The organism is Pandoraea cepalis, assembly GCF_902459665.1.
In the GTDB taxonomy this organism is placed as follows: domain Bacteria; phylum Pseudomonadota; class Gammaproteobacteria; order Burkholderiales; family Burkholderiaceae; genus Pandoraea; species Pandoraea cepalis.
The window spans coordinates 23,955-45,970 of sequence record NZ_CABPSL010000002.1 but is presented as its reverse complement, the minus strand read 5'-3'; the positions used below and the strand labels follow the sequence as shown (position 1 = coordinate 45,970).

The following is a 22,016-nucleotide window of genomic DNA, read 5'->3' as shown; positions in this document are numbered from 1 at the left end:
ACTTCCCATCCTCACACGGAGAACGCCATGCAGGTCGTATCCATCATTTCAACAAAAGGTGGCGTCGGCAAGACCACCACGGCCGCGAACCTCGGCGGGCTTGCCGCCGACGCGGGGCTGCGTGTGCTACTGCTCGACCTCGACGTGCAGCCCACCTTGTCCTCGTACTACGAGCTAGGCCACCGCGCACCTGGTGGCATCTACGAGTTGCTGGCCTTCAACGAGCGCGACCTCGGGTTGCTTGTGTCCCGCACGATCGTCGCGGGCCTGGACTTGGTGCTCTCCAACGACCACCGAGGCGAGCTGAACACCTTGCTGCTGCACGCGCCGGATGGGCGCCTGCGGTTGCGCCATCTCTTGCCGGTCCTGGCGCCTCTCTATGACCTGGTACTGATCGACACCCAAGGCGCGCGATCGGTGCTGCTGGAGATGGCGGTACTCGCCTCCAACCTCGCGCTGTCGCCCGTGACCCCGGAAATCCTCGCGGCGCGCGAGCTGCGGCGCGGCACCATGCAGTTGCTCGAAGACATTGCGCCCTACCGGCACCTGGGCATCGAGCCTCCACCTCTGCATCTGCTCATCAATCGCGTCCACCCTGTGTCAGCCAATGCACGGCTGATCCAGCAGGCCCTGCGCGATCTTTTCCAGGACCATGCCGGCATCCGCGTGCTGGCCACCGACGTGCCGGCCATCGAGGCGTATCCGCGTGCAGCTACGCGCGGATTGCCAGTGCATCGGGTCGAATACCGCCAGCCGCCGAGCAGAGTCGCCCCCGCCGCGCTCGACACCATGCGCGGCCTCGCAGACGAACTATTTCCGCAATGGCGGCACCGATTTGCCATGGTGTCCGGCCGTCCGCCACACCCTCTTGATGCCGGGAGGTCCCATGGCGAACGCACATGAGCTTGCCCGAGGCCACAAGCGGCTTCGCGCCCTGATCGAGTTCGCGGTTGGCGAAGGTTGGCACGTCAAACGCACGCCTGGCGGCCACCTCAAGTTCACCAAGCCTGGCTGCGCCGCGATCTACACCAGCTCGACGGCCAGCGACCACCGGGCGACCCTGAATGCCCGTGCGCAAATCCGCCGCGCCGAGCGCGAGGCCCGATACCAAGCGCAGGGAGGCGGCCATGGCTGAGGTCACCTCCCAGCAGATGGCTGGCAAGCTGCTCGCGGCCGGGTTCGAGCGCAGCGGCCCGTCAGCCTCGACCTTGAGCGACCCGATCGCCGACACACCCATGGTCGTGACCCTAGATCAGTTGCGCCCCTACGACCACGATCCCAGGAAAAAACGCAACCCGGCCTACGAGGAAATCAAGGCGTCCATCCGCGAGCGAGGTCTGGACGCGGCGCCGGCCATCACTCGCCGACCAGGTGAGGATCACTACATCATCCGCAACGGCGGAAATACGCGGCTGGCGATCCTGCGCGAACTATGGTCAGAGACCAAGGACGAGCGGTTTTTCCGTATATCGTGCCTGTTCCGGCCGTGGCCCAGCCGCGGCGAAGTCGTCATGCTGACCGGCCACCTGGCCGAGAACGAATTACGCGGGGGCCTCACGTTCATCGAGCGCGCCCTCGGCGTCGAGAAGGCACGCGAGTTCTACGAGCAAGAAAGTGGCACTACCTTGAGCCAGTCCGAGCTGGCCCGCCGCCTCGCTGCCGATGGCTTCCCGGTACAACAGTCGCACATCAGCCGCATGAACGACGCGGTGCAGTATCTCCTGCCCGCGATCCCCACCGTGCTCTATGGCGGCCTCGGTCGCCATCAGGTCGAACGCCTGTCGGTCATGCGCAAAGCCTGCATGCTCGCGTGGGAGCGCTACGCCAAGGGCCGCTCCCTGGTTCAGGACTTCCACGAATTTTTCCAGGAAGCGCTGTCGCAATTCGACGTCCAGGCCGACGAGTTCTCCGCGCAGCGCGTACAGGACGAGCTGATCGGCCAGATGGCCGAGTTGCTGGGTGTCAATTACGACGTGCTCGCCCTGGACATGACCGAATCCGAGAGCCGGCAGCGCGCCTTGATCAGCGACCCAACGCCGCCCTCGACGCCGCCTGCGTTGCCGGAGCCTGAGTCGGAAACCATCGCGCGCCCACCTGCCAACACCGCGCCACCCACCGCAGGGGCTGCATCGGCAGCGCCGCCTGCAGGCCAACCTGCGGCAACGCCTTCGACGCGCGAGAGCGACACGGATACCAGTCAGGCGGGTCCGGCCAGCCCTGCGGCGGGGAGCGATCTGCTTCGGGAACACATCGTCTCGCCAGCACCGACGACCGAACGGCTCCAGTCCATCCAGCGCATGGTCGCCGATCAGTTGGGCGATGCGCTGCCTCCCGACTTCTCGGCGAGCGTCTTGCAGTCCATCCCCGTGCAGGCTGGCGGGCTCTATCCGATCTCCGATGTCTGGTACATCGATCCCGGCTTGGATACTGCCGAGCGCTTGCGCATCCACATCGCACAGTTCGCCCGCGAAATCGCGAGCGAGGCAGACCTGGACGAGTGCATTGATGACCGTGCAGAGGGTATCGGTTTCGCCTGCCGGGCCCGCACCCAAAGTCCGGCGCCGCTGGGCCGTTCCGTCCTCGCATTGTTGGCGTGCCTGGCCGGTCAGCGGCCCGCCGACGTCGGTCTGCACGACGGGCAAATCGTCATCGACCTGCCGGCGTTGCTGCACGGCCAGGGTGATGCGGCCCAGCGATTGAGCGACACCGCGCTGGTCAAGCTGTTCCGGCTGCTGCGGCTGGCCCGGCGCCTGCTCGATCTTGAAGCCGGCGCTGCGGACCTTGGAACGTGAGCGAGGGAGGCCAGCATGTCCGCACCACACCCACTCAACCAGGCCGTCATCGCCCAGGCCCTCTATGACCTGCGCAATGGGCAACTGCGCCGGTGCAAACTGATGGGGTTTGGTGAGGAAGAACTGGACGCCCTCAAGCATCCCGCGCTGATCAGCGTGCTCGCCAACGCCAACGTCTCCTGGTGCTCGGTGACGGTGAACCGCGAAGTGCTCCGGCGACTACTCAAGCAGGCGCAGGACGTGGAGAAGGAAATCGCCACGGTCGATCGCATGCTCAGGCTGGGTGCGAGCACCGAGATGGTCAGTCGGTTCTATGGCCTGACCCACCAGGAGGTGGCGCTTCGCCGCGAAATCCTCGGCCTGCCCAAGCGCAAGGGCCGCCACCCCGTGCTGGACGAGAAACAGGACACGGATCTGTGGCGGCAATGGAAGGCCGTGACCGGCAGCAGGAATGTCGATCTCGAAGACGAAACCTCCATTCTCGACGCCGCCATGGACTTGGCCGAAGCCATGTCGCTGCCTCTGTCGGTGGTCTGGGCCTCGATCAAGAGCTGGGTCGATCAAGGATTGGGTTGAGCCATGGCCGTGGACGACACCGCACCACGCCGTGGCCCCGTCGCACTCGCGGACCTGTTCGACGCCGCCTTGAAAGACCTCGTGCCCAAGCCCAGTGCGCCAGCACCTATGCCTGCGCCGACGCCCGCCACGTCCGGCGATGCCTTCCTCTTCAGCGGCAACCGGCATGAGACCGTGCCGCGGCGACTGTTCCTCGACCGTCGCCTGACGCCGCTGGAGCGCAACGCCTGGCAGGTGTTCCGGCTGATGCTCAACGACGATGGCGTGACAGCCTTCCCGACGTATGAGCAGCTTCGACCCTGGCTGGCATCGATGCCATGCGCCGGGCAGGCCTCGCATGAAACCGTGGCCCGAGCGTTGACGCTGTTGCGCCTCACCCGATGGTTGAGCCTGGTGCGGCGACGGCGTGACCCCAAGACCGGCCGCATCCTCGGCAACCTCTACGTTCTGCACGATGAACCGCTGACGCCCTTCGAGGCCATGCAGCTCGACGCCGACTACCTGGCACTGGTCAGCCAGTCCCTCGGCCATTCGGCCAAGGCCGTCCAGATGGTCGGCCTGAACACCCTTAAGGAGATCGCGGAAGATCCGCTGCTCTCCGGGCGCACATTGCCGTCGCGGCTGCAGGTTCTGGCAGAACGCCTCGCCAGCCAAGGCATCACGGCCGCCGCAAGTTATCCACAGGAGGACGCCGCCCACGATTCCGAAGAAGGAGCATCGAGCCTTCTTCGGAATGCGGATGACCCATCTTCGGAATCCGAAGCAGGGGCGAAACCCGTGCTAAACGCCTCTCTTCGGAATCCGAAGATGGCCCGTATAGTACGTAGTAGTCGTATTAATGAAGTACGTACTACCGCGCAGGCGCGCGCGCTGGGCGATCTGCAATGGCCCAAGCGCTTCACGGAACTGAAGGCAGAGCAGCAGACAGGTGCCAGGGTGGCATTGCAGCAGGTTGATGCCGCGCTGAGACAGGCCGTGCTGGACGAATGGGCCACACGATGCAGCAGTCATGGCATCCGCAATCCTGCGGGGTATCTGTTCGGCATCATTCAGCGCGCCATCCATGGCGAGTTCAATGCCTGGGCCAAGAAAGACGCGCCATCGGCATCCGTCCCGCCAAACGAGCGACCACCACCAGCACCGCCACCTCAGCCGCAGGGTAAGCCAGTGCCGCCAGAAGTCGCCAAGCAGCACATCGAGCGGCTACGCAATCTGCTCGCCAGCAAGTGAGTCGGCATGCAAGGCGGTGAAACTAGATGCCCATGGCCGCCAGTAGAGCTATCCCCTGGGGATAGTTCCGCTGCTGGGCACAACGCCAAGCTGTCGCAGGCCTGGGATCGACCATCTGCCGCAGCATCGGCGTTGCCCCCCCTGATCCCGGCGTGCAGCGTTCGTTGGCGCTCCATGGAGCTATCCCCTGGGGATAGCTCGCGCCGCATGCAACCGCCACGCCCTAAACCGGGGCCCGCCGGGATTCGGATTCTTGACTGACTGCCTTCCGCTTCCTGTCGAAGCTGGCCGCTCCTTTTCCAACAACGAGCGGACACCATGGCAACCAATGAACCTCTGCAACTGAATCTCGGCTCCCTGCGCAGTGCGATGTCGCTGACCCTGCACACCCATCACGCTTCCCGCATCTGGCATGGTCGCGCCGCCGCCGAGGGGCGACCGGGCATCGTCGGCCTGAATGGCTATATCGCCCAGATGAACAAGATGCGGCGGGGCTCGGAGCAGGACGATCCGTACTCGGACTGGTGGATGCTGCGCATCGAGGACAAGCTCGACCACACCAAGGTCACGCTGCAATCGCTGCGCGAGCAGGTGGACCAGGCGCTGGCGAGTGTGCCGCCGGCGCTCAGCCTGGGCGAAAACCTGAACGTGCAGCCGGTCAAGCTCCCGCTCTTCGTCAACGCGCAGCTCGGCTTTGCCGCGGTCTATCTCCTGGCCGACTACGACGACATCGCCCGCAAGCTGATCCTCGCCCATCACACCGCGCTCATTGACCGCATCACCTTGGAACGCTGGCTCAACGAGGGCGCACATTCACTGCGCAGCCTGTTCTCGCTGGCCCAGCAGTATCGCTATTCGGGCTGCACACGCGATGACTTCGCGTCGAAGAATGCCGCAGCGCGGGCAGCGCTGGAGAAGTATGGCGAACTGCCGCAGGACGTGCTGGAAGGCACGCGCCGGTCGAAGTTTGCGCCGCCCATCGTGCGCCGTGGCCTGCAGCAGCGCGGCGACGGTCCTGCCGAAGCATCACTGCCCGGCGATGAAACCACCACCGCAGAGTCGCCCGAAGCCGCAGCCGGCGAGGACGAGCCGGCATGAGCGATCCGAACCCACCGACCCGCTACTTCCGAGGCCTGCAACAGGGTGCCTTCATGCGGCTGGAACACGCGGCCTATCTAAAAGGCCTTTTAAAGCCTTTTAAGGGTAAAGGGGACTTCGAGGCCTGGGCCAGCCAGTGCTTCGCCATGCGCGACGAGTTGATTGCCCTGGCACAGCGACAGGTGCTGGAGCAGGCATGCGGGCACCCCTTCCACCTGCTGCCCATCGAACTGGCCCAACAGACCACTGGCGCAGGAACCGTCTTCTTGCGCTGGCGCAGACACGACAGATCGGCCATGGGCGTGGCGCTGTGGCGGGAGCTGGTCGCCAGCAGCAGCACACCCGTCAACCTGCTGGCCGACCTGCACGCGATCGAGCTGCAGCGCATCACGTTGAACATGCAGATCAGCCTGCTGCACACCCTGGGCAGGCAGGCGCAGGAATGCGCCAGCAAGGCGGCCGAGGCGGACGACGCCTACCTGCGCCGGCTCACGCCCATTCCCGCCGCAATGCGCGATCGGTGATTGCGCCGGGCATCCAGCACGCTCCCGGCGCCGACGAGGCACGGGTATTTCAACCACCACGGAGATCACACCATGAGCACGCATTTTTCCGGCGAAGGCAACATCGGTTCGCCACCGGAGTACCGCGAATTCCCCAACGGCAACGACGAACCCAGCCGCCTGCTACGCCTGAACGTCTATTTCGACAACCCTGTGCCGAAGAAGGATGGCACGTTCGAGGACCGGGGCGGCTTCTGGGCGCCGGTGGAAATCTGGCACCGCGACGCCGAGCACTGGAAGGACCTGTACCAGAAAGGCATGCGCGTGCTGGTCGTCGGCCGCATGGAGCGCGAACCTTGGACGGACAACGAGGATCAGCCGCGCGAAACCTGGCAAATCAATGCGCGCAGCGTCGGCATCCTGCCGTACCGCATCGAGTCCGTGGCCCTCAGTCCGAAGCCGCAGGAGGCAGAACCGAAGCCCCAGGCCGCTCAAGAATCGACCGCGCCGAAGGAGGCGAAGCGCAGGAAGTGAACCGGCATGGAGGGCGGCGGCCGCAATGCTTCGCCGCCCTCCATGCGCTCGCGAGCTATCCCCAGGGGATAGCTCCACCAACGTCCACCGACTTCCACGCGCTCCCGCAAATCGCGGCTTCCGGTCCGCACACCTGCGGCCACGCGCCACCCCGCCCAAGCCATTCCATTCCGTGAAAGCGGTCGCCGCTGCATGCGGCTTGTTTGCTGCTGCCCCAGGTGGCGCTCGGCATCCTCGATTCCAGCAACTCCATGAACAACGGGAATCGGGATGGACGGACATGCGGCTGTTCTTGTGCGAGAAGCCCTCCCAGGGCAAAGACATTGGCCGGATTCTCGGTGCCACGCAGCGCGGTGAAGGCTGCCTCAACGGTTCCGGCGTCACCGTCACCTGGTGCATCGGCCATCTCGTGGAAGCCGCAGCGCCCGAAGCCTACGACGAGCAGTTGAAGCGCTGGTCCATCGAGCAGTTGCCCATCATTCCCCAGCATTGGCGGGTCGAGGTCAAACCGAAAACCGCCACGCAGTTCAAGGTCGTCAAGGCGCTTCTGGCGAAGGCGACCCAGCTTGTCATCGCTACCGATGCCGACCGCGAGGGCGAGTTGATCGCGCGCGAGATCATCGACCTGTGCGGCTACCGCGGCCCCATCGAGCGGCTGTGGCTGTCGGCGCTCAACGACGCATCCATTCGCGCCGCACTCGGCAAGCTCCGGCCATCGGCCGAGACCTTGCCGATGTACTACTCGGCGCTGGCGCGCTCTCGGGCGGACTGGCTCGTCGGCATGAACCTCAGCCGGTTGTTCACGGTGCTGGGGCGGCAGGCCGGCTACGACGGCGTGCTGTCGGTCGGTCGCGTCCAGACCCCGACGCTCAAACTGGTCGTGGACCGGGATCGCGAGATCGCAGCCTTCGTGTCCGTGCCGTACTGGGCCATCGACGTGTCCCTGTCCGCTGGCAGCCAGGCTTTCACCGCGCAGTGGGTTCCCCCGAAAGCATGCACCGACGACGCCGGCCGCTGCCTGCAGCAGCCCATCGCGCAGCACGCCGCGCAGCAGATCCGCGCCGCGGACAGCGCCCAGGTGGTGGCGGTCGAAACCGAGCGCGTGCGGGAAGGCCCGCCGCTGCCGTTCGACCTGGGGACCTTGCAGGAGGTGTGTTCCAGGCAGCTTGGGCTCGATGTGCAGGAGACCTTAGACATTGCTCAGGCCCTATACGAGACGCACAAGGCCACGACGTACCCGCGCTCCGATTCGGGCTACCTGCCCGAAAGCATGTTCGCCGAGGTGCCAACGGTCCTCGACAGCCTGGTCAAGACCGATCCCTTGCTGCGACCGATCATGGACCAGCTCGACCGCACTCAACGCTCACGCGCCTGGAACGACGCGAAGGTGTCTGCTCACCACGGCATCATCCCGACGCTCGAACCGGCGAACCTCTCGACCATGAGTGAGAAGGAACTGGCAGTGTATCGGCTGATCCGGGCGCATTACCTGGCGCAATTCCTTCCTCACCACGAGTTCGACCGCACTGTGGCGAACCTCTCCTGCGGCCAGCAGACGCTGGCGGCCACCGGCAAGCAGGTCGTCGTCAAGGGGTGGCGCCTGGTGCTGGCCGAACCGCAATCCGAGGAGGATGGCGACCCTGCGGCGCGCAGCCAGGTACTGCCCGCGCTGCGCGAGGGCCTGGCATGTCAGGTGGCCGACGTCGATCTGAAGGCGCTCAAGACGCTGCCCCCTCGGCCCTATACGCAGGGCGAGTTGGTCAAGTCCATGAAGGGCGTCGCCAAACTGGTCTCGGACCCGCGCCTGAAACAGAAGCTCAAGGATACGGTCGGCATCGGCACCGAAGCGACGCGGGCCAACATCATCAGTGGCCTGCTGACGCGGGGCTACCTCATGAAGAAGGGCCGCGCCATCCGCGCCTCGGATGCGGCCTTCACCCTGATCGACGCGGTGCCCACAGCGATTGCCGACCCAGGGACAACCGCCGTCTGGGAACAGGCGCTGGACATGATCGAAGCTGGACAGCTCACGCTGGACGTATTCATCGGCAAGCAGGCTGCATGGATCTCACAGTTGATCGCGCAGTACGGCAGCACGTCCCTGTCCATCAAGGTTCCCCACGGACCGCCTTGCCCACAGTGCGGCGCACCGACGCGCCAGCGCACCGGCAAGAGCGGCCCATTCTGGTCGTGCAGTCGCTACCCCGACTGCAAAGGCACGCTGCCGGTCGAATCCGGCACGTCCAAGCGTGGTGCCTCGCGCCCGCGCCGCAGCGGCCGCAAAGGCTCCTGACCGACCCCGTTCCCCGTGAGCCGTGCCCGCCATCGGCGGCGCGGCCTGTGTTCCGCACGCCCTGCGGGACGCCCAGCGCGCAACGCCTTCTTGTCCGTGTGCGCGTCCCGCTTGGTCATCCCCGGCCGCGGGACCTGAAGGTAGCTTCTCCGCGAACCGCCTCCTGCGCGTTCTGCTGATCTGCATTTCTCCCGCCTCTGCGAAGGGTCCCCCGGTGGCTTGCCAAGCTGCGCGAGCCACCCGGAGACCCTTCGTGGTCAGCGGTATTCGGTGCCGGTGCCCGCCGGCGCAAAAACGGGCTCCCTTTGTGCGCGGATGTGCGCCAGACGATGCCGGCGCGAACCACGACATGCGCCGGGTGTGATTGCTGATGAGCAGACGGTTCTAGCGACGACCGGGCCTGCACCAGCCCACGGGTGGTTCTGTCCTCCCGAGCCGAAGGCCGCAGGGCCTTCGGCGCCTTTCTCCTGCCTATCAACGTCCCGGCCCGCCCCGGGCCACACGAACAGGAGACCCGACATGAACCCGCAACCTTGCACCCTTCGCGGTGCACCCCAGGCCGCGCCACTGCTGTACGGCAGCGTGTGCAGCGGCATCGAGGCCGTGAGCCTCGCATGGCAACCCCTCGGCCTCAAAGCCGCGTGGTTCGCCGAGATCGAGCCGTTCCCGAGCGCCGTGCTCGCCCACCGTTACCCCCATGTGCCCAACCTGGGCGACATGACCGCGATCGCCCGTCAGGTGCGCGCCGGCACCGTGCCGGCGCCCGACATCCTGGTCGGCGGCACGCCGTGCCAGTCGTTCAGCGTTGCCGGCGCGCGCCAGGGGCTGAACGACCCGCGCGGCGCCTTGACCCTTGCCTATGTGGAGCTTGCAAATGCCATCGACCAAACCCGCCACCAAGACCGCCGCCCGCCGGCAACGCTCGTCTGGGAAAACGTCCCCGGCGTCCTCAACGACCGCAGCAATGCCTTCGGGCATTTCCTGGGAGCACTGGCCGGAGAAAGCCGTGCGCTCCAGCCGCCAGGGGAAAAATGGGCGCACGCTGGTTGTGTGTCTGGACCCCGCCGCCGCATCGCCTGGCGCGTGCTCGACGCTCAATATTTCGGTGTCGCCCAACGCCGCAAGCGCGTGTTTCTTGTGGCATGTGGTGGTGATGACCTCGATCCCTCCGAAGTACTTTTTGAGCGCACAGGCCTGCGCGGGGATTCTTCTGCGGGCCGTGCGCCGTGGCAAGAAGCTGCCCGCGCTGCTGGACCGGGTGCTGCAGCAGCAGGCGGATACGCAGGATTCGCTGGACTGAACCAGCCCTACGGCAAGGTCACGACGACGTTCGGATTCAGCGGCGGCATTGGCCCCGTCGATGTTGCGGCATGCCTGATGGCCGCGGGTCCCAAGCACGACATCCGCACCGAGACGTTCATGGTGCAGTCCATCGCCGGCAGCATCGCCCACACCCTCGACACCGCCAACAACGGCAAGGGCAGCAGCGAGGACGGTACGGGAAAGGGCGTGCCGATCATCGCCTTCACCGCCCAGGGCAGCGGCGCGGACGCCACGATCGAACTGACGCCGACGCTGCGTGCCGGCGGGCATCGCAACAGCCATGCGAACGCAGGCGTCGTGCCCGCCATCGCCTTCGCGCAGAACAACCGCGGCGAAGTGCGCTTCGAGTCGGGCCATGGACAGGTGTCTTGCACCGTCCTGTCCAACGGCAAGCCGGGCTACGGTGTGCCGATGGTGGCCTGCGTTGCCCTGCGGGGACGGACGCAGGGTCTTGCCGCCGAACTGGGCGGAAGCGTTGCGGCGGCGTTGCGTACCAGCGGCGGCGGCGCAGACAAGCCCCATGTCCTGGCCCCCGACTTCGAGGCACATTTCCGCTACGACTGGAATGAATCCGGTGCAGCGGACTGGTCGCAATGGCGGGTGCGGCGGCTGATGCCCATGGAGTGCGAGCGGCTGCAGGGCATGCCCGACGACTACACGCTGATCCCCTATCGCGGCAAGCCTGCCGCAGACGCTCCGCGCTACAAGGCGATTGGCAACTCCATGGCCGTCCCGTGCATGGCTTGGCTGGGCAACCGGCTGGTGCAGTGCCTGCACAAGACGGACTCGACCGCTTCGGATTGATCGACGACGCAGCCTGCCGGCCGCGCCATTCTCCCCCTGCATTGCCGATGTATCGGCAGCAGCCCGCAGCCAGGGTGTCAAGGCTGCCGTGGGTTCCGCCCACGCCACCCACCAGTTCGCTTCGGCATCTCACCGGCGAACGCTGCCCACCGGGGCACCGATGCCTCCTTTCTCCAACCCACGGGATGGTCGCCACGTCCCGTCAGGGGCATGTCGCCACCCGGTCGATTTCAGGACTTCCCATGGACACCATCACCAAGCAAGACCGCATCACGCTGAAGAACCTCAAGGTCGCCGACTTCGCCAGCGAGGAAACGCTGTGCTTCACCGCGACCATCGTGTTCGACGGCACTCCCATCGCCGAGGCCCGCAACGACGGGCATGGCGGCTCGACATTCCTCCGCGCGCTCAATGGCAAGACGACGCTGCTGGCTCAGGCCGAAGCCTTTGCCAAGGGCTTGCCGCCTGCGCCGCTCGATCTAGGTCAGGAGGGTGAAGACCCTCATTACATCGACATGACGCTCGACTTCCTGGTCGATGAACTGGCCGATGCCATGCACGCGGAGCGCAAGGTGCGAGCCGCCTTCAACCGCGACATCGGCAACAAGGTGCTGTTCATCAAGGACGGCAAACTGCTGTTCATCAAAGGCATCAAGCTCAAGGCTATCGCCGACCGCAAGGCGTACTTCGCGTCGCTGCGCACCAGGCAGGCCCAGCCCATCGTCATCCTCGCCGAGCTTCCGCCCGAGCGGGCATTCGACCTGTGGAAGCAGCATGTCCTGGGCGACAAGCCCGATTGACCCAGCGCCACCGCACCCTCCTGACAGCCCCGTACTCGATGCGGGGCTTTTCTTTTCCGGTGCTCATCAATCGGGGCTGGGCCGAATGCCGTTTTCCAACTGACGCGACGCAGCCCTCGCACGAAGCTGCCTGCATGTTCGCTGATTCGTCAGCACATGCCAGCAGCCAGGGTTCCAGGCTGCCGCGGGTCTCTCCCGCGTCACCCACCAGTCCGCATCGCATCAATTCTGCGGATGAGCGTCCCCGTGACGCTGATGCTTTTTATCAACCGCGTGCGGGAGCTGCCATCCCGTGAGGGACAAGGCCCCGCTTTTCCAAGGAGCCCGTCCATGTCCCAGCAAGCCTCTTTCGGCCAGTTGGCCCTGACCTACTGCGGCAAGTTCCTGCCGCTCGAAGTCTTGCAAAGCGCCGCCGGCCACTACATCGGCACGCGCGATACCGAAGGTCCCGTTTCGCGGGAATCCCGCGAGTACTTCCGCAGCTATGCCGCGGCTCAACGCGCCCTCGAAAGAGGCGGCTGGTCCCAGCTCGCCATTCCCTGATCCAACTGGAGAAATCACGTCATGAACCAGCTACTGCCGCGGGAAGTCGTCGATCAGATCATGCGGGAAGAGCAGCATTTCGCTGCCGCGCCCCAAGCCTTCTTCGAGGCCTGGAAGCGCGGTGTCGAGATTGCTGGTCCCGAGTGGTTCGGCGACGGCACCCGTGAAGGCCTGAACCAGGCCAACACCAAGTGGGATTTGCGTCCCGACATGCTGCGGCTCAACGATGCCCTCGGCGTCCTGAGCAGCGGCGAACGCATGTTCCTGTCCGCCATGGTCAGCTTCTACAACGCGCGCGAGGGCGGTGCCATGCTCAAGCGCTGCCGCTTCCACGGGCTGTCGGACTTCGACGGTCTCGATCTGGAACGCCGCAAGGTCATCGCCGACCTGCTGGTGAACTACAGCGGTTGGTGAGCCGGTCTCCGGCACGCCACTGTCCTCTCGCCCCCCCGTGAGGGACATGCGCCCATAAGGCCATGTCCCTCAATTTTTCTTCCCCATCGCCCGACGCCAACGGCCTTGGGCTATTCCCTGCGGATGCCATCGTCCGCATGGGCTGGCTCCGCTCTTCTCGAAAGGAGCCAGCATGGCAAACAACTACTACGAAGGCACGGGCGTTCTCGTGCTCAACCGCGTTACTCCCGTCATCAAGGCACTGTTCGGTGCTTTCGCGCTCGACGAAAACCATCCCGGCAATGGGCAGGCCTACATCGCCCAGATCGCCGAAACCAATGATCCACGCTGGACAGATGTGCTGAGTTGTCGATTCCGCCTCTGCTTGAACGGCTGGCCGCGCACTTCCGTGCTGACCAGGACGGGGAGCGGGAGAACCTGATCGAGCACCACCAATTCGAGGACAGCGCCGACCTGGAAGCCCTGCTTCTGATCGCTACCCGCTTCGATGACGGCCATAACCTGACCGCCATCCAGTTTGAGGGCTGCTGGTATTGCAGCAAGCCAAGGCTATTCGAGTTCGGCGGCAACGGCTGCTACCTGAGCCGCGAGGTCCAGGTCTTCAGAACGTCCTCGCAGGCGCTTCAACTCGGCGATCAACTGCGCAACACCATCCTGGCCGCCGACATCGAAGAGGCCTCAGCGTTGATCGCGCTGGAGGCCGCCAACCTGCTTGCCGGCATCACCGATGAGCAATTTCGCCTAAATGTGCGCCATCGCATCGCCGAACGGCTGGTTCAGACGCCAACGATCAGCGCCGACTGACGCATTTTCCACTTTCAACCCACCGGGTCCAATTCCCGGTGGCGGGGATTGGCCCCATTATTCAAATCTGGAGAGTTCCCATGTCCCAGAAACCCAATCCCTTTCTCCGCGGCTACTGGAATCTAAAAATCGTCCGCACGCTGTGCATCGGCTACGACGACGGAAGCCCGCATGTCTGGCGAATCATCCACGCGAGTCAAAAGCACTTTTCCGACGAGGAACTGATTTCATCCTCGTGCATCGTCACCAGCGATTTCGCCGTGGTCAGGAATGGTCCCGAACCCGTGAGTGCCGAGGTGCTGGCCGAATGCGATACCGCAGAAGGTGTCAGCGGCGAAGGTGTAATCGGTGCCGTGGTCTATGCCATCCATGGCGACGACTTCGACGGTCGCCCCATCCACGTCGGCGACGCCTATTCGGCAGAGGCAGCGCGGGAAGTCGTACAGCGCCTGAGTTTCGAGACCGGCTACTACAGCCGGTGCTGGGAAATCAGCAGCGCACACATCAGCCAAGAAACCGGCCAATACCTCGCCAACCTGGCAGACCTCGCTACGCCGGAGGCATTCCTGTTCATCGCGTTCCGGGTTCCGTACAGCCCGGCGATCGGCATCAAGCTGATCTCCACCCCCTGGACGGACAAGAACCTGGACCACGCCGAGGGCATCAGTGCGGAGCAGCTTCGCCAGGAGCACCGAAGCAAGGGTATGCCGGATGACCTGGCGAACGTCATTGAACTGGCTGGCCAGGCCGACGTGCGCATCCTGATTCTCGACGCCGACGCACCCGTGCTGTTGGGCCTGCCGTTGGCCGAATCCTAGCAGCCGCTCGACGCAACATCCTTCCTCTTTGTTCTCCCCCATACCGGCCCGTCTCCCTCCCGGAGCCGGGCTGGTCCATTTTCATAGGAGCAACCTCATGTTCCCCGACCTCATCTCGCGCACGCCAGACTTCGAGCACCAGCTCGGCGCCTGCGTCAATGCCATGGGCCAGGACGACGCCATCGGCCAGATCCTGGTATTCGAGCGCATGAGCGGCACGCTGCACATGCGCCATATCGCCAGCGCCGACCTGGTGGACACCGACATTGACGACTACGAAATGGTCGTCTTCGACGGTGGCAACACCAGCGGCGATACATGGAAGCATGTCTTCTTCCCACATCAGCGCGAGCACTACTTCGTGTACGAAGCCTGACCCAACCAAGCCCCTTTCGAGGGGCTTTTTCTTGTCCGCAGCGCAGGAAAGCGGGTGCGACGCTGTGCGATTTCTTGCAAGCAGGCCGCCCATTCCAGAGCCATCCTTGCTCCATGTTCGTCGGCGTTGCCGACACATGCCCTGGCAGCCGAGACCTTCAAGGCTGCAAGTGCGGGAAACCGTGCTGGTCGTTTCTTTCTATGGACGTACCCCGTCCGTTCACGCCACCCACAAGGGACCTCTCCCTTGCGGGCGGGGAATCCCTTGTTCTTCCTCAAGGAGATTCCCATGGACCGTTCCCTCATCAAATCCATGATGCCTTCGCTTGTCGCGGGCCATGTCCCTCGTAACGTGCGTTCGTTCAAATACCGCGTATTCGATGATCAGCCGCAGTCCTCGACGTTGGGCTTCGCCATCGACCCTCAGCCCTTCAACGGCAAGGTAGTCTCCGCGACCGACGATGCCATCGTCGTCAAGCTCAAGCCTTCCGAGTTCGCCGTGCTCGATCCCAACCTGGTGACCACCGTTCCCAGCGAGGGCGCCAAGGTCCATGTCCAACCCTACGCCCGGCGACGTTTCGACGGGCTGCGCGCGGACACCCCGGAAGTCGTCACCGAGAAGACTTCGGATGGCACGCCTTACACCATCACGAGGCATATCCTTGGCAAAGCACCCGCCAAGCTGCCCATTCCCGAGCCGCAGTGCATGGAGCTGGGCCAACTCATCGAGCAGTTGGAGGAGATGCCCGCGCCCGACGGGTTCCGGTGCATCACCCACATGCTGGTCGATGCAGGTGCCCGCGACTTCGCCTGGGTCGATCCCAAGCCCTCCAAGATCATCGAGACCCCGCCGGCGATCAGCTTCACGGTCTCAACCACCAAGTTCGAGGGTCAGGTGACGATCCTCTACGACCGTGGCGGCGACACCTACGTGGTGGAGCTGCACCGCGACGGTGAGTTGATCGATAGGCACGACGGGGTGTATTTCGACATGCTCGGTGAAGTGCTGGAGCGGCTCATCGACGACGGGCGCTGGCGCCTGATCGACGTGAGCATGATCGACGCCAAAGCCTCTCGGCAACGTCAGGCGATTCCAGCCTGACGTGCCAGACAGGAAGCCTAGCGGCACGACTGATCAGTCCACAGCCTATCGGCGACTGCCCCACAAGCCTTCCATCCGTTTCGGTGGAGGGCTTTTTTTCTTCATCCATACAGGAGATTTCAACCATGTCACTGCGATTCAGAGGCTCCGACCTGCGCCCCGTGCTTGCCGAGGCCATCGCCAACCAATGCCGCGTCGCCCTGGCCAAGGACCAGGGCGTGTACTTCCTCGCCGAGCGCGGAGAGCGCCGCCCCGATGGCCGCGTGAAGCTGCTGGCCTATGCCGTCGGCTGCAACCCGGATACCGACCCGTTCGATGACTGGTGGGAACTGGCACGCGCCGAGCTTGGCGGCGACGACTTCGGCGAGTTCTTCGACCCGAAAGACAGCGTTTTCACTCGCATTCTGCAAAGCTCAGATGATCTGGAGCTGTCCGCCACCGCTACGTATCTGTCACTGGCGGCGGTGGAATCGGCGTAGTCCAAAAATGTCCGCATACCCCTTGAAGCCCCCATTTCGGGGGCTTTCTTTTGGGCGGAACTGGGCAGCCTGGAAAAAATGGGAAGCGCCCGGATGCCGATTGATTGCTGTCGCGCGCGCGAGGCCCGGCCATGCTGACCCCATGCCTGCTGACGTTGTCAGCGACATGCCGGGCAACCATCGGTCTTCGAGGTTGCGTCGCAGTTCCCACTGCGTGACCGAGCCAGCTCGCACCGCATCCATCCGCGAGCGGCCACCAGTCTCTGGTGGCGGATGCTTTCGCCTTATCGACCCACCGCGGGGTTACGCACCTTTCCCCGCATGCGTGGGGCTGGTGTGTCTCCGCTTCTTCCCTATGGAGATTCACCATGAACACCACGTCCAACGAGAAATCGTATTTCGACCTCCACACCTCGGGCATCGGCTATATCCAGCGTGTCCGTGAAGTGCCTGTCCGGGGCGGCCGCCGTGCGCAGCCTTTCCTGGCATGCACCGTTGCCGCGCTGGTCGGCCCCGCCAGGGACCCCAGCTACCGCTACTTCGACGTCAAGGTCTCGGGTGCCGAGGCCAAGAACCTCGTCCAGCGCTACATCGGCGTTGACGATCCCAAGCAGCGCCCGCTGGTGCGCTTCCGCCTCGGCGACCTGTGGGGCGATGCGTACATCCGCGACAAGGGCGAGCGCAAGGGTGAAGCCGCCGCGTCTCTCAAGGCGCGACTGCTCAAGGCCGAGCCGCTTGACCGGGCCGAACTGGCTTCCATCAAGCAGCACGAGCTGATCACCCGCGGCATCGGCTACCTTAGCCGTCCGAAGGACGTCACCCCCAAGGATGGCGATCCGTTCCTGTCGTGCTGCGTCGCGGCTCTGGCCGGGCCTGTCGGTGAACCGGACTATCGGTACTTCGACACCATCGTCGCCACCCCTGAAGCCGAGCACCTGGTTCGCCGGTGCGTGCAGGCCATCGAAGGGGACCGCAAGGTGCTGATCGCCTTCAAGTTGAACGACATGAAGATCGATCCGTACATCCGCACCAAGGGTGAGCGCGCCGGGGAGCCGGGAGCGAGCCTGGAATCGACGCTGATCCACATCGGTCTGATCAAGATCGACGGCACGCAGGTCTATCCGACGAACCAGGCGCAGGCCGAGGACGCACCCGCGCCCGAAGCCGAGGACGCCGCCGACACCGCTGCCGACCAGCCTGTCAAGCCCGCCGAGCGCGAGCCCGCAGGTGAAGTCGAAGAGCAGGAGCCGGCATTGGCTGCTTCGTTCTGATCCGGCATGGCCCCTCACGGGGCCTTGCCTTTTTCCTATTCCTCAAGGAGAAGCATCATGGCAGTCACATCGGCACCCGAGAAATCGGCCACGCCCATCATCGTCCCGGGCCAGCTCGCGCTGCGCACCATTCACGGCCGCAACGGAAAGTTCAATGTTGGCAAGCTCGAATGCCAACTCGGAAAATTCACGATTAAAGACGCGGAGTTGGAGCAATACCCCGAGGGCAAGTACCAAGGGGAGTTCGTTCTTCGCTACATCTTCCTCAAAGGCTATCCGATCAGCGACGGCAGCATGCGTTTCGAGATGCGCGCCAACCTGGACGGTATGACACTTTTCGGCATCGACAAGCTGAGCAAGGCCGAAGCACATAGCTTCGCCCCGCAGGAAGTCGATCCGCTCGATGAAGAGCAAGGGACGCAGCCTGTGGCAACGCCGGCCAAGCCCGCCAAGGCATCCAGGTCCGCCAAACCTGCACCCGTGCAGGCGTCCGCGGACCCGCTGGTCGATACCACGCCCTTCGGCGTGGACGCGCCGCCTGCTGCGGCTGCTGCCGCCGGCAGCACCGAGGATGGCGACGCCGCGCTGTTCGGCCTGTTGTGGCCGCTGGGCGAGTCCGTGAAGCTGGATTCGACCATCGACCGCCGCGCCCTGCGCGCGCAGATCGCCCGCCTGGGCGAACTGGGCTACGCGCTGGACTTCAAGACGCAGGAGTGGAGCCGCCAGGCCGAACTGCAACCTGCGTGATTGCGGACGCCGCATCCGCGGTGTTCTTCATCCACCCGCCGGGGTTCCTTCCCCATGCGGGGGGAGGCCTCGGCTTTCTTCTGGAGGTCTCCATCATGTCCACCATCGCTTGCGATACACCCCGTTCCGCGCTGGACGAAACCGCGTGGCGCGCCGTTTGCAAGACGGCCGCCGAGCATGCCCAACGTGGTTGCGGCCTGTCCTGGGATCACTGGGTCACGCTTTTCAGCTCGGAGATCGACGCGCAAGCCAGTCGGTTGCCGCATGACCAGCGCACTCAAGCGCTGGAAATCGCGACCCGGGAATGGGACTACGCAACACCTGCCGAACGGCAGGAAACCCAGGACTGGAATGCGGAGCATGGCTACTGCTCGCATGGGATCGAGTTCGGCTACTGCCCGGCCGGTTGTGATCGCGACGATGACGACTGGGACTGAGGGCAAAGCATAGGTTCCTTCGCCGCACACGCGGCATTTCCATCACCCGCTGGGGGTTCTTCCCCACGGGGAGGCCTCCGGCTTTACTTCTTCAGGAGGCCTCTCATGGGCTGGTATTTCTCACCTCAATCGCGGTCTGAACTGATCGCGGAACTGATCGCACAGCAGGAGACCGAGCGCGCCAGCGTGAAGGTCATCGCCCACACGCTGCGCGGCAACGTCCTCTGGTCCGTCGCGGAAGTGACGGCCAAGGCCGAAGGCGTGCATCGTGATCTCGCACCGGGCCAGTCCCTGCGCTACATCCGCTGCGATCTTCTGGAACGCAGCGGCAACCAGTGGGGCTACAAGCCGCTGGACGAGTCCATGCACCCGTACTACTACTCGTGCCCGTTGAGCTACCTCGACATGGCGCCGGAGCAGTCCGCCGACTGGCGTGCAGGCGTTCGCGCCTACCACGCGCGGCGTCGCACCCCCACGGCATCCACGGCACCCGCCGCGGCGCTGTTGGCCTGAGTCAGGAGGAACCGACATGGACCCGATCCTGGCTGCGCTCCCCGCCTCGCTGTTGAAGCTCGTTGAAGGCAGTTTGTCCAACGACGAACTTTCCTCCGACGAAGAAATGCTGGGGTACTTCATCGACAACGGCCTCACCGAGGAGCAGGCACGGCAGGCACTGACCTACCGCGACCAGTACCTCAACAACATCTACCTGGACGGCTTCACGCCGATCACCGCGGTGGACGAGGCGCTTCACTTCAACCCGCACACCCGGCAGTTCGAGCCGGACTGAGCGATTTTCTTCCACCCCCCGGGGCAGTACTTGCCCCAGCGGGCGATGCTGTTCCCGTTCATCCGAGGACACCACCATGCCCACCAATACTTCTTCCACGCTGTACCGCATCGACGAATGCCCGGACGTGATGGCCGACGCCTGCGTCGGCGATGACCAGGGCAACCTGATCTTCCTGTCCATCTGGGCGCGCGACACCGCCGTCCAGCAGTTCCTCGCTCGCCTGACCCTCGGGCGCGACGAGCAGGGACTGGACCAGTTCCACGTCATCACCGACCAGGGCGGCAGCGTCCCGGTGTTCATCGGCAACGTCGATCGCCTGGAAAAGCGCATCACGCGCGCTTACCGGCGAACGCTGTTCGGATCGCTCTCCAACGTGTGGCTGTTCGACCGGCGCTGCGTCAAGCCCGACAAGGCCAACGCCAGCGCACTGGCACTGCTGCCACAGGGCAGCGCCCACCGGCTTGACCGCCTGTGGATGCTGGTGCGGGACACCTGCCCGTTGCCGCTGCTCGACCACTGGCGCGAGACCGTGCTGGAACTGCTGCAAACCCGCGAGATGCTGGCCCGCCTTCCGTTCGCCCTCGGGCCGTTGGAAGGCCATCGGCTCGCCATCGACGTGCCGGCGCTGACCCTGGCGCTGGGTTCCCTGATCCGCAGTGACGTGCTCACGGCCTATCCGTATCCGGCCAAGATCTGGACGCCGGAAGCGGTAGCGGCCTGACCCACCCACGGAGGCACGCCTTGGCGTGCTTCCGCCATTCATCCCCCGCCAACCAGGAGACTTCCATGGCCCTCATGTTCCCGCGGCTCGCCCGCAATTTCGCCAAGAACGGTTACTACCCAACCGACGAACCCACGCTCGAAAGAGCCCTCAACGCACTGATGCCCAGCGACGGGCCGATGTGCATCCTTGATCCCTGCGCCGGCGAAGGCGTGGCGATCGCCGAAGCCGCCCACGCCCTCGGGCGCGAGCAGGCCAAGGCGTTCGCGGTCGAGTTCGACGCGGAGCGGGCACGCCATGCCCGCGGCCTGGTCGATCACTGCCTACACGCGGACCTGATGGACACGATGGTCTCCAAGCAGTCCTTCGGGCTGCTCTGGCTGAATCCGCCGTATGGCGACCTGTCCAAGGACATCAACGGCAACATCGGCTATCAGGGCCAAGGCCGCGCCCGTCTCGAAAAGCTGTTCTATCAGCGCAGTCTGTCGTTGCTGCAATACGGCGGCGTGCTGGTCTTCATCGTCCCCGGCTACGTGCTCGACGCGGAGCTGGTCGGCTGGCTGACACGCCACTACACGGACCTGCGCATCTACCGAGCGGTGGAGACGCAGTTCAAGCAGGTGGTGATCTTCGGCCGTCGGGTGCGTCAGCGCGAGCTGGCGTCGGATTCGATTAAGGCCGTGCGCAATCTGCTGCTGCAGGTTGGGCTTGGCGAAGTCGAACCCGAGGAACTGCCGAGCGACTGGCCGTTCCTGCCGTACATCGTCCCCGCCAGTCCGGCCGAGCCGGAGCACTTCTTCCGCGTGACGATGGAGCCCGAACAGTTCACCGACGAGGTTGGCAGGCTGCAAGGTCTCTGGCCGTCTCTGGACACGCACCTAGGGGCCGCGCAGCAATCGCTGCGTCCACCGGCGCGGGCCTTGTCCCACTGGCATCTCGCCCTGGCTTTGGCCGCGGGTGCGATTTCCGGCGTCGTGCGCTCCCAGACCGGGCGCGTGCTCGTCGTCAAGGGTGACACCCACAAGGACAAGACGCTCCAGCGGGAATTCACCGAACGCGACGACGGCTCCATCGCCGAGACCCGCATCCTCACCGACAAGTTCGTGCCCGTCATCCGCGCGTGGGACATGACGCCTGGCTCCCCGACACGGGGCGAGGTGCTGACCATCCGCTAATCCCCCGGACGCCTGACGTCCTGCTGCACTTCATCGAAGGAGAAACACCATGCTCTCACGTCTGTTCCAGCGGCCCGCGCCGCACAAGCAACCCTTGTTCGCACCGGCCTCGTTGCAGTTGAGCGAAAAGGTGCACTGGCTGGCCCGCCGAGGTCTCATCGATCCCTTGTCCTATGTACAGCGCCACGTGCGCGGCGACTGGGGCGAGATCGACGAGGCCACCCGCCAGGCCAACGATGTCGCACTCGATCAGGACAACCTGATGATCTCCCAGTACCGCATCACGCCGGAGTTGGTGCTGATCGTGAAGACCAGCGAAGACCACCAGACCACGGTGGTCCAGCTTCCCGAAGAGCGCGACCTGATCTGAAGGCACCACCTCGT

27 protein-coding genes are annotated in these 22,016 nt (G+C 64.7%); all 27 read left to right on the top strand.

Features of this window, described 5'->3' with window-relative positions; translation table 11 throughout:
* The first annotated feature begins 27 nt into the window (after positions 1–27).
* Entirely contained in the window at positions 28–903 is an 876-nt protein-coding gene (locus tag PCE31106_RS04635; RefSeq protein WP_033972342.1) for a ParA family protein, read from the top strand.
* Positions 887–1,135 carry a hypothetical protein gene (locus PCE31106_RS04630; RefSeq protein WP_019726333.1) on the top strand — a complete coding sequence of 83 codons (249 nt, stop codon included), beginning with the start codon at positions 887–889 and terminating at the stop codon, positions 1,133–1,135. Before PCE31106_RS04635 ends, PCE31106_RS04630 begins: the two co-directional genes overlap by 17 nt.
* The gene (locus PCE31106_RS04625) at positions 1,128–2,792 is read left to right on the top strand and encodes a ParB family protein (protein WP_033972343.1); all 1,665 of its coding nucleotides are present in this window, start codon (positions 1,128–1,130) and stop codon (positions 2,790–2,792) included. Before PCE31106_RS04630 ends, PCE31106_RS04625 begins: the two co-directional genes overlap by 8 nt.
* 15 nt (positions 2,793–2,807) lie before the next feature.
* A complete protein-coding gene (locus tag PCE31106_RS04620) occupies positions 2,808–3,368 on the top strand; it encodes a DUF2857 domain-containing protein (RefSeq protein WP_033972344.1) in 561 nt (186 codons plus the stop codon).
* A 3-nt stretch (positions 3,369–3,371) separates the two neighbouring features.
* Positions 3,372–4,598: an STY4528 family pathogenicity island replication protein gene (locus PCE31106_RS04615; RefSeq protein ID WP_033972345.1), complete on the top strand. Its 1,227-nt coding sequence runs from the start codon at positions 3,372–3,374 to the stop codon at positions 4,596–4,598.
* A gap of 318 nt (positions 4,599–4,916) precedes the next feature.
* On the top strand, positions 4,917–5,696 hold the full coding sequence (locus PCE31106_RS04610; RefSeq protein ID WP_033972347.1) for a PFL_4669 family integrating conjugative element protein: 780 nt from the start codon (positions 4,917–4,919) through the stop codon (positions 5,694–5,696).
* A complete protein-coding gene (locus tag PCE31106_RS04605) occupies positions 5,693–6,220 on the top strand; it encodes a DUF3158 family protein (protein ID WP_009459718.1) in 528 nt (175 codons plus the stop codon). The genes PCE31106_RS04610 and PCE31106_RS04605 overlap by 4 nt, the downstream gene beginning before the upstream one ends.
* A 72-nt stretch (positions 6,221–6,292) precedes the next feature.
* Positions 6,293–6,733: a single-stranded DNA-binding protein gene (locus tag PCE31106_RS04600; RefSeq protein ID WP_024008204.1), complete on the top strand. Its 441-nt coding sequence runs from the start codon at positions 6,293–6,295 to the stop codon at positions 6,731–6,733.
* 280 nt (positions 6,734–7,013) lie between these two features.
* Positions 7,014–9,026, top strand: a complete 2,013-nt coding sequence (locus PCE31106_RS04595) for a DNA topoisomerase III (RefSeq protein WP_033972349.1) — start codon at positions 7,014–7,016, stop codon at positions 9,024–9,026.
* Between the two features lie 519 nt (positions 9,027–9,545).
* Positions 9,546–11,153, top strand: coding sequence for a DNA cytosine methyltransferase (locus tag PCE31106_RS04590; protein WP_033972351.1), 1,608 nt, complete (start codon positions 9,546–9,548; stop codon positions 11,151–11,153).
* A 242-nt stretch (positions 11,154–11,395) separates the two neighbouring features.
* On the top strand, positions 11,396–11,953 hold the full coding sequence (locus tag PCE31106_RS04585) for a hypothetical protein (RefSeq protein ID WP_023103929.1): 558 nt from the start codon (positions 11,396–11,398) through the stop codon (positions 11,951–11,953).
* 330 nt (positions 11,954–12,283) lie between these two features.
* Positions 12,284–12,496 (top strand): hypothetical protein, encoded by a 213-nt coding sequence (locus tag PCE31106_RS04580; protein WP_003290186.1) that lies wholly within the window; start codon positions 12,284–12,286, stop codon positions 12,494–12,496.
* A 21-nt stretch (positions 12,497–12,517) separates the two neighbouring features.
* Positions 12,518–12,910, top strand: coding sequence for a hypothetical protein (locus tag PCE31106_RS04575; protein WP_023103928.1), 393 nt, complete (start codon positions 12,518–12,520; stop codon positions 12,908–12,910).
* A 172-nt stretch (positions 12,911–13,082) separates the two neighbouring features.
* A complete protein-coding gene (locus tag PCE31106_RS24605) occupies positions 13,083–13,331 on the top strand; it encodes a GNAT family protein (RefSeq protein ID WP_426789285.1) in 249 nt (82 codons plus the stop codon).
* A complete protein-coding gene (locus PCE31106_RS04570) occupies positions 13,256–13,714 on the top strand; it encodes a hypothetical protein (protein ID WP_426789286.1) in 459 nt (152 codons plus the stop codon). Before PCE31106_RS24605 ends, PCE31106_RS04570 begins: the two co-directional genes overlap by 76 nt.
* A gap of 80 nt (positions 13,715–13,794) precedes the next feature.
* Positions 13,795–14,532 carry a DUF5983 family protein gene (locus tag PCE31106_RS04565; RefSeq protein ID WP_017512403.1) on the top strand — a complete coding sequence of 246 codons (738 nt, stop codon included), beginning with the start codon at positions 13,795–13,797 and terminating at the stop codon, positions 14,530–14,532.
* Between the two features lie 97 nt (positions 14,533–14,629).
* Positions 14,630–14,908, top strand: coding sequence for a hypothetical protein (locus tag PCE31106_RS04560; protein WP_033972353.1), 279 nt, complete (start codon positions 14,630–14,632; stop codon positions 14,906–14,908).
* A 288-nt stretch (positions 14,909–15,196) separates the two neighbouring features.
* Positions 15,197–16,009 (top strand): hypothetical protein, encoded by an 813-nt coding sequence (locus PCE31106_RS04555; protein WP_033972355.1) that lies wholly within the window; start codon positions 15,197–15,199, stop codon positions 16,007–16,009.
* 125 nt (positions 16,010–16,134) lie between these two features.
* Positions 16,135–16,488 (top strand): DUF3085 domain-containing protein, encoded by a 354-nt coding sequence (locus tag PCE31106_RS04550; RefSeq protein ID WP_009459699.1) that lies wholly within the window; start codon positions 16,135–16,137, stop codon positions 16,486–16,488.
* A 368-nt stretch (positions 16,489–16,856) separates the two neighbouring features.
* Positions 16,857–17,759, top strand: a complete 903-nt coding sequence (locus PCE31106_RS04540) for a DUF3577 domain-containing protein (RefSeq protein WP_033972358.1) — start codon at positions 16,857–16,859, stop codon at positions 17,757–17,759.
* A 57-nt stretch (positions 17,760–17,816) separates the two neighbouring features.
* On the top strand, positions 17,817–18,506 hold the full coding sequence (locus tag PCE31106_RS04535) for a DUF3275 family protein (protein ID WP_033972360.1): 690 nt from the start codon (positions 17,817–17,819) through the stop codon (positions 18,504–18,506).
* Between the two features lie 95 nt (positions 18,507–18,601).
* Positions 18,602–18,943, top strand: coding sequence for a hypothetical protein (locus tag PCE31106_RS04530; RefSeq protein WP_033972400.1), 342 nt, complete (start codon positions 18,602–18,604; stop codon positions 18,941–18,943).
* A gap of 105 nt (positions 18,944–19,048) precedes the next feature.
* On the top strand, positions 19,049–19,456 hold the full coding sequence (locus PCE31106_RS04525) for a hypothetical protein (RefSeq protein ID WP_033972362.1): 408 nt from the start codon (positions 19,049–19,051) through the stop codon (positions 19,454–19,456).
* Between the two features lie 16 nt (positions 19,457–19,472).
* Positions 19,473–19,733, top strand: coding sequence for a hypothetical protein (locus tag PCE31106_RS04520; RefSeq protein ID WP_033972363.1), 261 nt, complete (start codon positions 19,473–19,475; stop codon positions 19,731–19,733).
* A 76-nt stretch (positions 19,734–19,809) separates the two neighbouring features.
* On the top strand, positions 19,810–20,457 hold the full coding sequence (locus PCE31106_RS04515; protein WP_033972364.1) for a hypothetical protein: 648 nt from the start codon (positions 19,810–19,812) through the stop codon (positions 20,455–20,457).
* The gene (locus tag PCE31106_RS04510; protein ID WP_371820129.1) at positions 20,430–21,632 is read left to right on the top strand and encodes a DUF6094 domain-containing protein; all 1,203 of its coding nucleotides are present in this window, start codon (positions 20,430–20,432) and stop codon (positions 21,630–21,632) included. Before PCE31106_RS04515 ends, PCE31106_RS04510 begins: the two co-directional genes overlap by 28 nt.
* 49 nt (positions 21,633–21,681) lie before the next feature.
* Positions 21,682–22,002 carry a hypothetical protein gene (locus tag PCE31106_RS04505; protein WP_033972366.1) on the top strand — a complete coding sequence of 107 codons (321 nt, stop codon included), beginning with the start codon at positions 21,682–21,684 and terminating at the stop codon, positions 22,000–22,002.
* The last annotated feature ends 14 nt before the right edge of the window (positions 22,003–22,016 follow it).